Source organism: Microcoleus sp. B9-D4 (genome assembly GCF_036705105.1).
Lineage (GTDB): Bacteria > Cyanobacteriota > Cyanobacteriia > Cyanobacteriales > Microcoleaceae > Microcoleus.
Genome location: NZ_JAUBTS010000106.1, coordinates 1 through 14,148 on the forward strand (window position 1 = coordinate 1; position 14,148 = coordinate 14,148).

13 protein-coding genes and 1 pseudogene are annotated in these 14,148 nt (G+C 46.8%); 7 read left to right on the top strand and 7 right to left on the bottom strand.

Going from position 1 to position 14,148, the window contains the following annotated elements:
* The 5 genes and pseudogenes from QUB24_RS31790 to malQ all read left to right on the top strand — a co-directional run.
* Window positions 1–238 (top strand): annotated as a pseudogene (locus tag QUB24_RS31790) (RNA-guided endonuclease IscB); the annotation flags it as partial.
* Between the two features lie 72 nt (window positions 239–310).
* Window positions 311–2,101 carry a CHASE2 domain-containing protein gene (locus QUB24_RS31795; RefSeq protein ID WP_333157536.1) on the top strand — a complete coding sequence of 597 codons (1,791 nt, stop codon included), beginning with the start codon at window positions 311–313 and terminating at the stop codon, window positions 2,099–2,101.
* Between the two features lie 71 nt (window positions 2,102–2,172).
* The gene (locus QUB24_RS31800) at window positions 2,173–2,931 is read left to right on the top strand and encodes a MinD/ParA family protein (protein ID WP_333157537.1); all 759 of its coding nucleotides are present in this window, start codon (window positions 2,173–2,175) and stop codon (window positions 2,929–2,931) included.
* Window positions 2,932–3,106: 175 nt separating this feature from the next.
* Window positions 3,107–3,232 (top strand): photosystem II protein Y, encoded by a 126-nt coding sequence (locus QUB24_RS31805; protein ID WP_333157538.1) that lies wholly within the window; start codon window positions 3,107–3,109, stop codon window positions 3,230–3,232.
* Window positions 3,233–3,696: 464 nt separating this feature from the next.
* Window positions 3,697–5,205, top strand: a complete 1,509-nt coding sequence (malQ, locus tag QUB24_RS31810; protein WP_333157539.1) for a 4-alpha-glucanotransferase — start codon at window positions 3,697–3,699, stop codon at window positions 5,203–5,205.
* Between the two features lie 371 nt (window positions 5,206–5,576).
* On the opposite strand, the gene QUB24_RS31815 is transcribed toward malQ, so the two are convergent.
* Entirely contained in the window at window positions 5,577–6,458 is an 882-nt protein-coding gene (locus tag QUB24_RS31815) for a RodZ domain-containing protein (protein ID WP_333157540.1), read from the bottom strand.
* On the bottom strand, window positions 6,455–7,249 hold the full coding sequence (locus tag QUB24_RS31820; protein ID WP_333157546.1) for a pseudouridine synthase: 795 nt from the start codon (window positions 7,247–7,249) through the stop codon (window positions 6,455–6,457). The genes QUB24_RS31815 and QUB24_RS31820 overlap by 4 nt, the downstream gene beginning before the upstream one ends.
* 139 nt (window positions 7,250–7,388) lie before the next feature.
* Here QUB24_RS31820 and QUB24_RS31825 point away from each other — a divergent pair, with 139 nt between their 5' ends.
* Both QUB24_RS31825 and QUB24_RS31830 read left to right on the top strand, forming a co-directional pair.
* The gene (locus QUB24_RS31825; protein WP_333157541.1) at window positions 7,389–7,517 is read left to right on the top strand and encodes a hypothetical protein; all 129 of its coding nucleotides are present in this window, start codon (window positions 7,389–7,391) and stop codon (window positions 7,515–7,517) included.
* Between the two features lie 621 nt (window positions 7,518–8,138).
* Window positions 8,139–8,942: a DUF2993 domain-containing protein gene (locus QUB24_RS31830; protein ID WP_333157542.1), complete on the top strand. Its 804-nt coding sequence runs from the start codon at window positions 8,139–8,141 to the stop codon at window positions 8,940–8,942.
* A gap of 142 nt (window positions 8,943–9,084) precedes the next feature.
* Here the strand turns inward: QUB24_RS31830 and QUB24_RS31835 are convergent, their stop codons facing one another.
* The 5 genes from QUB24_RS31835 to QUB24_RS31855 all read right to left on the bottom strand — a co-directional run bounded on the left by QUB24_RS31835 (window position 9,085) and on the right by QUB24_RS31855 (window position 13,833).
* On the bottom strand, window positions 9,085–10,002 hold the full coding sequence (locus QUB24_RS31835; RefSeq protein WP_333157543.1) for a phosphatidate cytidylyltransferase: 918 nt from the start codon (window positions 10,000–10,002) through the stop codon (window positions 9,085–9,087).
* Between the two features lie 507 nt (window positions 10,003–10,509).
* Window positions 10,510–11,103 (bottom strand): precorrin-6Y C5,15-methyltransferase subunit CbiT, encoded by a 594-nt coding sequence (gene cbiT, locus QUB24_RS31840; RefSeq protein ID WP_333105613.1) that lies wholly within the window; start codon window positions 11,101–11,103, stop codon window positions 10,510–10,512.
* Window positions 11,104–11,202: 99 nt separating this feature from the next.
* Window positions 11,203–12,765, bottom strand: a complete 1,563-nt coding sequence (locus QUB24_RS31845; RefSeq protein ID WP_333157544.1) for an aminotransferase class I/II-fold pyridoxal phosphate-dependent enzyme — start codon at window positions 12,763–12,765, stop codon at window positions 11,203–11,205.
* 292 nt (window positions 12,766–13,057) lie between these two features.
* A complete protein-coding gene (locus QUB24_RS31850; RefSeq protein ID WP_333157547.1) occupies window positions 13,058–13,465 on the bottom strand; it encodes a glycosyltransferase in 408 nt (135 codons plus the stop codon).
* 59 nt (window positions 13,466–13,524) lie between these two features.
* On the bottom strand, window positions 13,525–13,833 hold the full coding sequence (locus QUB24_RS31855) for a hypothetical protein (protein WP_333157545.1): 309 nt from the start codon (window positions 13,831–13,833) through the stop codon (window positions 13,525–13,527).
* Window positions 13,834–14,148 lie beyond the last annotated feature (315 nt).

Sequence of the window (14,148 nt, forward strand, 5' to 3'; positions counted from 1 at the left end):
AAATTTGGCTTGACATCTCGCTATGTTCCCCGGTTTAAGTTTGTTAAAGGGTTTCAAACGGGAGATATTGTCAAAGCGATTGTAACCTCTGGTAAAAAAATTGGTACATACGTTGGACGTGTTGCCGTAAGAACCAGTGGCTCATTCAATATTTCCGCCGAGCGAATTAGTGTCAGGGATTAGCCACAAGTATTGTTCAGTTATTCACAGAAAAGATGGTTACTCGTATGCAGCATAAACCTTGCCCCCCTTTTCCTCTCGCCACTGACCTGGGTACAGCTACAGTGGGAGTCTCCAAGGGGGAAGACAGATGAGTAAAATATCTAACAAAATTCGATCGGTAGTGGCTCAAGTGAGTCAAAGGTATAAACCATCACTAGCATTGGCTAAGTCTGTATTAATTGCCAGCGCGGCAGTAACATTATCCTTGATGGGGGCCAGACAGCTAGGAATACTCGAACCAGTAGAATTAAGTGCTTACGACCAAATGGTGAGGTGGCGTCCCGATGAACAGCCAGACTCGCGTTTGCTAGTTGTGGGGATTACCGAAGCAGACATTCAGAAACTGAATCAGTGGCCAATATCCGATCGCAAAATAGCTGAAATCTTACAAAAACTGGAAAAAATGCAGCCGGCAGTCATCGGTTTAGATGTACTGCGAGACGTACCTTTAGGAGACGGGCGCGAGGAATTGACTAAATTTTTACAAAAAAGCGATCGAACGATCGGGGTATGTTTAGTCACCGACGGAAGCCCGGACAATCCCGGTTCTCCGCCTGCGCCGGGGCTGCCACAAAACCGGGTGGGATTTGCAGATTTCGGAGTCGATCCCGGTGGCATACTCCGCAGGGCTTTATTATTTATGAAACCGCCGAAAATTGAGGGCAACTCCTCGGCCCAAAAACATCTTTGCAATGACAATTCTCAAGTTTTATATTCCTTCAACCTCCAGCTAGCACTCCGCTACCTGCAAGGGCAAAAAATCTATCCCCAACTTGCACCCGATCAATCTTTATGGCTGGGAAAAACCCAATTAAAACAACTAGCAAGCAATGACGGAGGATACAAAAATGCCGATGTCAGGGGATATCAAATATTAATTAACTATCGTTCCAAGCAGCAAGTCGCAAACCAAGTCAGAATTACCGATGTTTTAGAAGGGAAAGTAGACCCGAATTTAGTTAAAGATAAAATAGTTCTCATCGGTTATACCACAGAAACCGTTAAAGATTTATTTTATACTCCTTATAGTGGGCGACAGCAAAAAAACCAATTCATGCCGGGGATCGTGGTACACGCACAAGTAGTCAGCCAAATTCTGAGTGCTGTTTTAGACAACAGACCGATGTTGTGGTTTTGGCCGGAATGGGCAGAAATCCTGTGGATTTCTGGATGGTCAATTGTCGGAGGAACCTTGGCATCGCGGATGGCTCACCCAGCGAAGTTGACAGTGACATTCGGAGCAATGCTGTCCGGGTGCTGCGCGATCGGCTTTGGGATTTTTCTCTTAGGAGGGTGGGTGCCTGTGGCAGCGCCAGCCTTAGCATTAATCTTAACTGGCGGTAGCATTGTATCAGCAGAGAGATTTAATAAAGCCGGATACGGGAAAGCAATTAGCGATCGAGTAAAACAAGTCTTCAAAATCGAAATAGACCAAGCCAAAAAAGAACAGCAAGTCGCAGAAATCACAGAATCTGATTTTTTTAAAGAATTGCAGAAAAAGAAAGATAAACTGAGAATTAGCAAACAAGAAACCTCTGAAAAAGTACCTTCCGAGCCCCAAGAAATAACTGCAAGTACCCCAGAGCTTCCCAAGGCCGAAAGTCAGACAGACGACTACCTAGCTCAGTTGCAGGAAAAAGCCAAACAGCAGAAGCAGCGCGCCGCCCTGACTGAATCGGAAAGTGGCTCTCAAACGGGTGTCACGATAGATACCCGTTCTGGTGCTAGTTCAGCCGAAACTAAACCTGATGACGAGTTCAGCGATTTGCAAACCAAAGCCAAACAGATGCGACAGCGCAGGGGCGCAGAAAAGAGGATAAAAGATGAAAAAAGTGATAGTTTAACTGACAAGGAGGATTTGGGGGCAAAGGAAGAATGACAGGCAACTCGACTGCATCGAGAATTGCATCATAATTAATTCTCGCCGTTTCTTACGCTCATACGCAGATCATGTCCAAAATCATCTCTGTCCACTCTTACCGGGGCGGAACTGGCAAATCGAACACGACAGCAAACCTGGCATCTATTATCGCTCGCGGCGGAAATCGGGTCGCCATTGTGGACACAGACATTCAATCACCAGGGATTCACGTGTTGTTCGGTTTCAGCGAGAGCAATATGGATCGCTGCCTGAACGATTACCTGTGGGGCCGGTGTCCGATCGCGGATACGGCCTACAATGTGAGTTCGCTGCTGCCACCATTAGCCAGTAACGGCAACCTCTACCTGATTCCTTCGAGCATTAAAGCAGGGGAGATAGCGCGAGTTTTGCGGGAAGGCTACGACGTGGGACTGCTTACCGACGGCTTTCAAGAACTGATCGAGGTTTTGAACTTAGACTACCTATTTATAGACACGCACCCGGGTCTCAACGAAGAAACCCTCCTCAGCATCACCATTTCCGACATCCTGCTGCTGATTCTGCGTCCGGATCAGCAAGATTTTCAGGGAACTGCTGTCACGGTAGATGTGGCCCGCAAATTAGAAGTTCCCAAGATTTTGATGACGATCAATAAAGCCCCAGAATCCCTGGATTTCGAGGATTTGAAGCAGCAAGTAGAGAGTATCTACAACATCCCAGTGGCAGGGGTACTGCCCCACAGCGACAAGATGATGCTACTCGCCAGCAAGGGAGTGTTTGCGCTGCACTTCCCTAACGACCCTCTAACTAAGGTGGTGGAAGGGATTGCCAAACAGATTGTGGGATAATTGGTGCAGCGAATGCCGAGATCCCGCCCAGGAGTTTCGCTTTCGCTCTCTATTCTTGCGGAGCGATGTCCTCCTGCGTATCCCGAATATTTGCTTAAAGAGTCAAGAGAATGGCGACAAAATGAGATACAAATAGATTATGAGAATTTGTTAAAAAACTTTAGGAGGAGAACTCATGGAATTTGACTTCCGCATACTAATAGTATTGATGCCCGTATTGTTGGCGGGCGGCTGGGCTGCTTACAACATCGGCAGTATAGCTCTCAAACAAGTGCAGAAAATGTTGAACAAGCAAGCTTAAACTCAGCCTCTTTTCAGGTAATTCCACAGCCGACTGTTTTTTGAGATACAAAAACAGTCGGCTGATTTGTGCATTGGCTCTGCTTAAGTGATGGCTGATTGTTGGCGGGCAATTTACGACTGTAGAGAGATGGGGCGAAAACAAAAGAAAAGTTAGATTTAAAAATTAAGCAAAAACCGGGTACGCTCAAGCAAAATACTTTGTTGCAGCAAACGAGCCTGAGTAAAAAAACCTAGCTGTGAAAGTAGGGCGATCGTGTAAGTTCGGATTTTGATGTTTTGAACTCTACTCAGGATTTATGAGTAGAGTTCCATAAAAATATTTGGTAAGCACGTTATCGCAGAAAATATGAGACAATCACAAAAGTATTTGCCCTAACAATCCCCCTAAAAACTACGAAGTTTAACTGGTAGGGAAGATAGGTCAAATTGTCAATGTTAAATTCCTATATCTTTAGATAGATTATGCTTTTTCCCCGATCCAGCGGCATGCTACTCCACCCCACATCCTTTCCCAGTCAATTTGGCATTGGGGACATGGGAATAGAAGCATATCGCTTTATTGACTTTTTAGTAGAGAGCGACCAGCAATACTGGCAGGTATTGCCGCTGGGCCCGACAGGATACGGCAATTCTCCTTATTCGTGCTATTCAGCAATGGCGGGAAATCCGCTGCTAATTAACCCAGAACTGCTGCGGGACCAGCAATTGCTCGGAGATGAAGACTTCGCTAATTTGCCAGAATTTCCGCTGGATTATGTAGACTTCGAGCGAGCGATCGCCCTGAAAGTGCCTTTGCTCAAAAAAGCTTGCGAAAACTTCAAAGCCAAAGCATCCCCGATCCAGCAAAAAGAATTCTCAGGTTTTTGCGAAAGCAAAGAGAATTGGCTGGAAGATTACGCCTTATTTATGGCACTAAAAGATCACTTTGGCGGTGTTAGCTGGAACAATTGGGAACCAGAAATTGCCCGTCGAGAACCAAAGTCCCTAGAGAATTGGCGCCAGCAGCTAAATTCTGAGATTTATTACTACAAATACGTCCAGTTTGAGTTTTTTCGCCAGTGGACGGAGTTGAAACGCTATGCTAATATGCGGGACATTAAAATTATTGGCGATATTCCGATTTATGTAGCTCACGACAGCGCGGATGTATGGTCTCATCGAGAAATATTTTGCTTGGATGAAGCCAGCGGAGAACCAGCTTTAATGGCGGGAGTTCCCCCTGATTACTTCAGCAATACAGGTCAATTGTGGGGCAACCCCGTATACAATTGGGAGAAGTTGCAAGCAACTAATTTTGAGTGGTGGGTGCAGCGTTTTGAAGCGATTTTCTCTTATGTAGATGTGACTCGGATCGACCACTTTCGAGGATTTGACGCTTACTGGGCGGTGAAGCGCGGACAAGAAACTGCGATCGAGGGAGAGTGGATTAAAGCGCCGGGCACAGCTTTATTGGATCTAATTAACGAGAAGTTTGGCAACTTGCCGATTATCGCTGAAGATTTAGGGGTAATTACTCCAGAAGTGGAAGCTTTGCGCGATCGATACGAGTTTCCAGGAATGAAGATTTTGCAGTTTGCTTTTGCCGGTGGTCCGGGCGATCCTTTTTTGCCTTTCAATTACGATCGCAACTCCGTAGTCTACACCGGCACCCACGACAACGACACGACTGTCGGCTGGTTCAATCAACTGCAAAACTACGAAAGAGATGAGGTTATGCGTTATTTGGGCTGCATCGATCCCCAAGGAATTCACTGGTCTTTAATCCGCATGGGTTGGATTTCTATTGCTAATATGGCAATTGTGCCGTTTCAAGATTTGTTGGGTTTAGATACTGACGCGCGGATGAATTTTCCGGGGAAACCAGAGGGAAATTGGGGATGGCGGTATCGACCCGAAGCTTTGAATTGGGAAGTGCGCGATCGGCTAAAAACTATGACTTACATCTCCGGGCGCGCTCCTAATAAACATTGAGCGTCGGTAAGGGGTAATTGGTAATTGTTAATGGGTAATATCAAATCTGTTAGCATCGGAATTCTTCCTATCTCTCTACTCTTTATCTGCGTGAATCAGCGTCAATCCCTTGTCCGGTGCGGTTAATACATTCTCTTTTTTTTACCGCAGATGAGGGCATATCAACACAGATTAACGCAGATGAATTAGAGCAATTCCGGTTGCACCATCCGTGGTTTACGGTTTGGTGGATTTGAATATTCCGATGCAACCGGGTTTGATAGAATGGGTAATTGGTAATTGGTAATGAGTCAATAAAGAGGGACATTCTAATTAAAATCTGTGGAGGGCCTGCTATTACCTATTAGCCATTAACAATTACCAATTAACACTCAACCTTCATTTTTGGGCGGTGCTGCAGGATTGAGTTCGTTTGCTTTAAAAACTACTTCTTTGGCGACTCCCGGATCTCCGAGTTGTTCGGCTTGTCCGTTATTAACAGCAACCATTACCCCGCCGGCGTTACCTGCTACCACTACCAATTGCTTTTGAGCCCCCCAGGTGCGAACAGTCCCGGTCGGCAAAGTTCCCTCAAACTCTGTTTTACCATCGACTTTAACCTGCATCCACGATTCTGCTTTAAAAGTGACGTTAACCATTACTGGTTTATTGCCAGATTTATCTAAACTTTGACCTGTTCTTACTGCTTCGACAGCCTCGTAACTATCCGGTTTCTGATTTTGTGAGGCTCTTGATGCCTCAGCAGCGGCGCGAGCTTGTTCTTGCGGCCCAAGCGCTAATTCTTCGACTCCCGCACCGTTTTTTGCGGTAATAGAACCGCTCATCAACTGAGATAAGACATTGACCGAACAGATAATTAGAAAGGTGTAAAAGAGGTAGAGGTGCATCGGCCGCAACTGAGGCCCATCTTGCCAGGATAGCTTGGTTCTCGATCGCGGCGCCGGTTCGATCGGGAAAAAGTCGGCAAACTGAGTTCCGTCCAAACCCATTGCTTCAGCGTAGCGCTTGATCAAACCCTGAGTGTAGACGGGTTCGGGAAGTTGGTCGAGTTGACCGTCCTCGATTGCTTGTAGCAGATTCCGCCGAATCATTGTTACCACGGCTACTTTGTCCAAACAAATCGACTGCTGTTCGCGGTACTGACGGAGTTGAGTTCCAATTTCCGCTAGCTTCTTCTGAGCTGTTTCTGGCTCTTGGGAGTGCAGTTTCTGCTTAGTTGTTTTGAAGAATAAAAACAATAAATTCTTTGTCATATGCTGTGCTCCTGGGAATTTACTGGCACGCTTATTGATGTTAGGTTGACTAGATTCCATAAATAAATAATTTCCGCATCTTCTAGGGGTCGGCAGCAGCCTGGTGGCAATATTGGCAAACCAGGCCGCTGCAATTGAATCGGGCCAATGGCTGTGCGGTGCAGGCGCACCACGGGATATCCCAATAGCTCGGCTGTTCGCCGAATCTGTCGGTTTCTGCCTTCTGATAGCATGACTTCTAACAGAGTTTGGTCTTGCGCGCGATCGATAACTTTAACTTTCGCGGGCAAAGTTTTTCGGCCGGACAAGATGATGCCCTGACGCCACTTTTGTAGTATGGGTTCCGGGGGATCGCCGCTCACCCAAACCTGATAAGTTTTGGCGATCGAGTGACGCGGATGGGTCAAACAAAATGTCAGCTTACCATCATTGGTGAGCAAGAGGGCGCCGGTGGAATCTGCATCTAAGCGTCCTACGGGGTGGATGCCTTGACCGGAGCGCAGTTGTGGTGGCAGCAAGTCGAGAACTTTCGATCGGGATCTTGGATCGCTGCAAGTAGAAACTACGCCTGCCGGTTTGTTGAGCAACAGATAGACCTTTGCGGGTTTATCCGTTGGTTTCACCGGGACTCCATCGACTTGGATGAGATCGCGATCGGGATTCGCTTTTTCTCCTAAGCGAACAATATTGCCATTAACTCGGACTCGTCCAGCTACAATCATCTGTTCTGCAAGACGGCGAGAGGCAATGCCCCACTGGGCGAGGATTTTTTGCAGCCTTTCATCAGACATGACGGGAGTGTGGAAATCCCCAACGAGCGAACGGTGGGGAGGAAACACGACACGGTTAATTGATTAACCGTACTAGCAATGCTCAATTCCTGATTGGGAATAAATTATAGTGCTGACCAATTATTACAGGACGCCCGGCATGGCACAGATTGTCCTTGTGCCCGGTGCAGATTGTCCTTATGGCATTACCCTGAATGCTGTGCAAAAACTACGACGAAAAGACTCGCGGCAGGCACAGGTTTGCACCGTTGATGTGCGGCTGGTTTGAAAGGTGTGGGTCTGACCCGACCATAAACCCACACTACCATAAATCCCGTACTGCTGGTTAAATTTATACGCTCGATCGCGAATTTTTCATCGGGATCGCACAACTCGTGAACTACCCAAAGAGCCCAAGGCGACAAAGGTGAGAATTTTTCTGCTTCTGGCGTGGCTGATGCCAGATTTCTGCTTGATTTTGGAGTTAATCGGACTTGTGTTCATCAACCCGGTTTCTAAGGAAAATCAGAGGTTGACGGCGATATATCTGTGCAGAAACCGGGTTTTTGAGATTGGATGTGCAAGCTCTAGTTAAATTTCTGTGCTTGAATATTAAGGTTTATCAGAAGATTGGGTTTAAAACCCCGTCCTGATCGGACGGCTTTTTCCATTTTCCACTAAAAAAACACATCCATCTCAACAAATGAATATGGTACAATAACCAGATCAGACAAGATTTAAAAACCTACCCCCGGACTGGGGGAAAGTCTACGCCCAAAACATTCACTCTTGAGATATGACTACACACCTATGTGCTTTTCGTGGTCAGCCTGGGAACCCTATTACTAGGGATATTAAGATCGAAATGTCTTAATAATCCTCGTGCCTTCAGGGCGAGGAGTGTCAAATTATGAAATTGTTTATGACTGTCGATCGAGACTCTCTTCTATTTGACAATAGAAATGGCGCTGCTGGCTCTGGTGGGACTGTTAATCTCGGCCTTGAGCCGGGGAGACCTTCGCCGAGTCAAGGCAGCCGGATCGCGAGCGCGGTGCTGTCTCCGGCGGTGCAGTTGTGGCTGCGATCACAAGTTCAGGATGTGGACGAGTTGAAGGTGAAAATTGAGGGGAGCGATCGACAAATCTTCAGCGGTGCGATCCCCAAAGTCACGGCTGCCGCGATCGGTGCTGTGTATAAAGGACTACACCTAACTGAAGTTGCGATAGAGGGCTGCGGCATTCGCATCAACCTCGGTCAAGCTCTCAAAGGCCAACCCGTGCGCCTCCTGGAATCCGTTCCCGTGACAGGCGTTCTGAGGCTCAGCCAAGCGGATTTGAATGCGTCGCTGAAAGCGCCTTTGCTGGCTGATGCTTTGAGCGAATTTTTGCTGCCTATGCTGCCGCTGACAGATAGGGAAAAGTCGCTGAAGTTGCAAAATTCGCTGATTGCAATTGAGGCGGGTTTGTTAACGCTTTCGGCGACAATTTTGCGCGCTGGCGGTAGGCAAATTGCTTTGGTATTGCGGACTGGTTTACGGATAGCCAGCGGTCGCGAATTGATGTTTGAATCACCAGAAATCGAAATGGATGGAGAACTAAAGAGCAGTGATTTCAATAGTTTTAAAATTGATTTTGGGCCGGAAGTTGAGATAGAAGAGTTGATTTTGAGTCCGGGGGAGATTGTTTGTCGGGGAGGAATTAGAGTTTTGCCTTAGTTAGTTGACAGTTGACAGTTGACAGTTGACTTTAACCTGGTTCCTCGGTAGATCCTGGGAATAAATAGCCAATGACCAATGACCAATTCCCAATTCCCAATGCCCAATTCCCAATGACCAATGACCAATGCCCAATTCCCACTTACCGATTAATTAAAAAAGAGTCGATCGCGGGCAAGAGTAAAGTGACAAAATAGTAGACTAAGGGCGCGGTAAAAACATAACTGTCGGTGCGATCGAGAATGCCGCCGTGACCGGGGATTAACTGTCCCGAATCCTTAACGCCGGCGTCTCGCTTCATCATCGACTCAGTTAAATCTCCCAACAGGCTAGCCACGCCAATCAACAGACCAAAAGCAGCCCCAGTATACTGCCACCCCGGCCAGTGCAAATACCAAGAACCAGCGACTGCCACGGCGATGCTGCCGCAAACTCCAAATACGGCACCTTCAACGGTTTTTTTAGGACTGATGTGGGATAGGCTAGTGCGCCCGAAGAATTTGCCGACAAAATAAGCCCCAATGTCAGCGGCCCAGATGCAGAAGAAAGCCAGCAGCAGCGAAGTCAATCCTAAAGATATATGGCTGGAAGTTGTCCAAGACGGTGGCGAGTAAATGTTAACGGGCAAATTGCTTGCTACTGCCTGCGAAAGTTGGGTTGTAGCAAGATTGGCTGGGTCAAGGCCGACTCGCAGCCGTACCCAATAGCTGGGCAAATAACCGCCGTAGAACAATCCTAAAACTGAGGAGGCAATATCGGCGATCGTCGATAATTTAGGTTGGAATAACAGGTAGAAACAAATTAAGGTTCCCGCTAAGGGGAACATGGCATCTACGAGTTCCGGTGCTAGGGCGGCAGTAATTAATAGCCCTTGACTGACGGCTAAGGTAGTTTTGGCAGCGGGTGCAATACCTTTAGCCCTGGCTAATTGAAAATATTCCAATTGCCCTAGGTAGACGATGACCCCAAAGCCGACGGTGAAGTACCATCCGCCCATAATAATCATTCCCAAAGCAAGGGCGATCGCAACTATTCCACTCAGGATACGAGACCAAGGCATAAAATGAATTTCTCTTGCAGACGGCGGTGGGTAATTCGATTTTAGATTTTAGATTTTAGATTTTAGATTCTAGATTTACTCCACAGATGAATCTGGGAGATTGAACTAGGGTCTAAAATTTTTGGTAGCCCACGACGATTGTCGGCGGCTTGTATCCGTTTTTGGGCGTGTCATTCGACGCAAGGATGCAAGGATGCAAGGATGCAAGGATGCAAGGATTGTTAGGGTACCGTTTCCTCCCTTACACAGCCAAGCCCAATACCCAACTGGCGATGATCCAAAATCTCAACTCAGGGGGTCAATCCAGCTATGGTCGCCCTTATTCTAAGTATGAAGGTTAATTGAACGTAAAAAAGGTTAAGAATTACATTTAGGAATTGGCATAGGGCATAGGGCATGGGGCATGGGGTATGTATTCCCAGGCTGTGCCGAGGAACCAGGTTAAAGTTAACTGTCAACTGTCAACTGTCAACTGTCAACTGTCAACTGTCAACTGTCAACTAACTTCTAATCCAGCTTTTCGCCGCTGAGAATAAATATGGGATTGACGGCGGCAAAGGTTTGACTGAGGCCGCGAGTCTCCAAGCGGTTGACGGCGGACTGGACTACCTCAATGTTGCGGACTTGCAACTCGGCGAACCCTTCGGAAAGGGCGTAAAGATTCTCTAAATTCGATGCTGTGGCGACAACTCTACCGTGGGGTTGCAAGTACCGCCAGACTTCTTGGAGAATGGCTTTAATGGGGCGACCTCCTTCGATGCAGACTCGGTGGGGGGGTTGGGGCAGGTTTTCCAGGCATTCCGGGGCACTGCCTTCTATGACTTCTACGTTGTCGAGATCGAATCGATCGCAATTTCTGCGAATCAAGCTTGCTACTTCTTCGTCCCTTTCGACGGCGATAATCCGACCTTTGGGACACAGCAAACCTGTTTCTACGGCGATCGTACCAGTACCTGCACCGATGTCCCACACGACTGAATCTGCTTGCAGCCGCAGGTGGGAGATTAACAGCAGTCGGACTTCTCGCTTACTCATGGGAATTCCCGGTAAACGTTCAAATAAGTCATCCGGGATGCCTGGAGTGACGTAGGGCCAAAGCATAGTTATATTTTTGATTTTTGATTTTTGATTGAAGCAAGACCGAAGTTGGAACTCGCGGAAGAAGTAGAAATTCTCCCAATTTCCCCGAAGCCTTAATATTTACTGTCGCACAACCTTGAGAGTTTGGAGGCCGGGATCGCTGCAACCTGTGATTTTTCCGCCGGCGGCAAGGATTTGTTGCAGGTAGTCAACGGCTGCTGGGGTAATGATTTCACCGGGCATCAAGACTGGTATTCCTGGGGGATAGGGACAGATGAGTTCGGCGCACAGGCGATCGACTGCTTTGTCTGCAGGTACTGTTTCCGCTGGGAAAAAGAAGGCCTCGCGGGGGGACAGGAGAGGGGGAGAGGGGGAGATTGGGAGAGTGGGAGATTGGGCAAATCTTCCATCGGACATCGGACTTCTTCTCTCGGACTTCTTCTTTTGGACTTCTTCCTTCTTCCTGACATCCGTTACATCCGTTACAGAATCCGTTGCCGAACTTCCTTCTTCCTTCTTCCTTCTTCCTTCTAAAAGAGTACAAGCTTTAACTAAATTGTCAATATCTGATTCTGTATTGCCCAAGCTGATAATAAATGTTAGATGTTGCGGCATTGGTAATTCTGCCGTCACACCGAGTTGAGAGTGCAGAATTTCATCGGCGGCAAATCCTGTGATTCCTAAATCTGATACTTTTACTGTTAGCCTGGTGCGGTCTAATGCTGCAAAGCCCGGTGTATTTAACGGTTCTAAAACTGATAAGCCGGGAATTAGACTGATGCGCGATCGCGCTTTTTCGGCTAGCTGTAAAGTTTGCCCCATTAACTCTTTGCCGTGGAGTGCGATTTGTTGGCGGGCGGCGTCTAGGGATGCTAATAGTATGTAACTCGGACTGGTAGATTGTACTAACTGCAATGCTTTATTTAATTTTTGGATATCTATGCGATCGCCCTTGACGTGCAGCATCGATGCTTGTGTCATTGCACCCAGGGTTTTGTGGATTGATTGTACTGTTAAATCGGCACCGGCTGATAGTGCCGGTTCTGGCAAGTTTGGATGAAAGTTAAAGTGCGCGCCGTGGGCTTCGTCTACTAATAACGGTATGTTGTATTGATGGGTAATTTGGGCGATCGCCCGCAAATCCCCGCAGACGCCGTGATAGGTTGGGTAAACTATCATTACTGCTTTGGCGTCGGGATATTGTTCTAATGCGGAGGCTGTGGCTTCTGGGGTGATGCTGTTGGCAAGATCCCAATCCGAGTTGTACTCTGGATTGACAAAAATCGGAATTGCACCGGATAAAATTAAACCAGAAATTGCCGATGAGTGGATATTTCGAGGTAGGATAATTTTATCGCCGGGGCCGCAAGTTGCTAAGATGGCGGCGATAATTCCGCAAGTAGAACCGTTTGCCAAAAACCGAGTTGATTGGGCTCCAAATGCTTCGGCGGCCAAGTCTTGAGCTTCGGCAATTGCACCTTCTGGGTTAAAGAGATTGTCTAACTCCGGCAATTCGGGCAAATCCGATCGAAATACTGCCGCACCAAATAAGTCAATTAGGGGTTGAGAGATTCCTTGTCCGCCTTTGTGTCCGGGGGCGTAGAATGGGGCGTGCGGATGATTTGTGCGATCGCGCAAGGCATCTAATAGAGGGGTTTGTTGTTGAGAGTTTGCTGGTGACACGCTTAATCCTGATTTGATTATTTGGAATTATAGCAACCGCCGAGGTTTCACTCGACGTTATTAATTGCTGAAACCATTGCTGGCAATTCCGCGATCGTATCGACGGCTGCGTTTTTCATTGCAATCGCCCACAAGCAACACTGTCTCAATTTCAAACTTCTCTAAAATGACTTAACAGGGACTGCTTAAGTATGATACTCAAACAGTTGAAAATCCTGGCTACTGCTTTACTTATGGTTTGTCGAGGGGCTGTGGTTTCAGTTAAAGCACAAAATAATACCACAGTCTGCAGCTATTTTTCAGCCAAGACCGGCTTTCGAGTCAATACAACCTGTTCGATAATATCGGCCGCTTTCTTGACTGTGCCCGATCGCGCGATCGTGTCTTGGAGGGCGATCAGCCTTTTTTGATACCACTCTTGGGTTAGGACTTTCCCAATGGTCGATCGGAGTTTAGGCACGCTCAATTCCTTCAAATAAACCGCTTCACCCACACCCGTATAAGCAATCCGCGCAGCCACTCCCGGCTGGTCATTTGCCACAGGAATTGCCACCATCGGTACTCCATTAATCAATGATTCCAAAGTCATATTCATCCCGGCGTGAGTAATCGTCAGAGTTTCGGTATGAGTGATTTTTGTTAGGCGATCACTTTTTAGCCAATGATTTTGTTTTTTGATTGGAGTGCGATCGCAATAGATGTTATGTGGAAAAAGTCAGCAAAGCTAGTGCAGCGCAAGTAGGCTATCCTGTGGTTTCTTTATTTGGTTATCAACCAGTTACTAGGAATGCAAACTATATCTCCTGGTGTTAACCTCTGAGCCTGTTCTTCCGAAAACTGTTGTTGAGTTGCAGGGTTGAGAATGTAACGCCAATTATTTTGAAGGCCTGTGAATTTTATAGCAATACCTCGAAGCTCAACTCCCTGTTGAATCTGCCAGTCAGTATAACCTTGTGGACAAACTGGTTGGTTAATTTGAGCTTGTGTCGGTACAGAATTTGAAACAATTAATCCCGGAACGATTACTGATAGGGAAAGAATAGAAGCAGCTATCTTGGTGGTTTTCATCTTTGTAACTCCTATTTGAGTAAAGTTTGGATAACAGTGGTTAAGTGTTTAGGGTGGAAGTCATACTAAATGTGTTTCAGTAACACCCTTATTGCTGAAATAAAGAGAGCGGGAGAAGAAAAAAAGGAGGAGAACGACATAAATTAGAAATTAAAGACAAGAAGGCTATGCACTCATTGCATATTAGAGTGTGTTTCATGGTTTGATGATAAATTGAAACTTATGAGGCTTTTAAGGTCAGGGTAAGAGCGTCTCAATCATGCTTGACAAAAGGAATCCGAAGAATCTAAGATCTTGTCAATAAAACAAGAACTG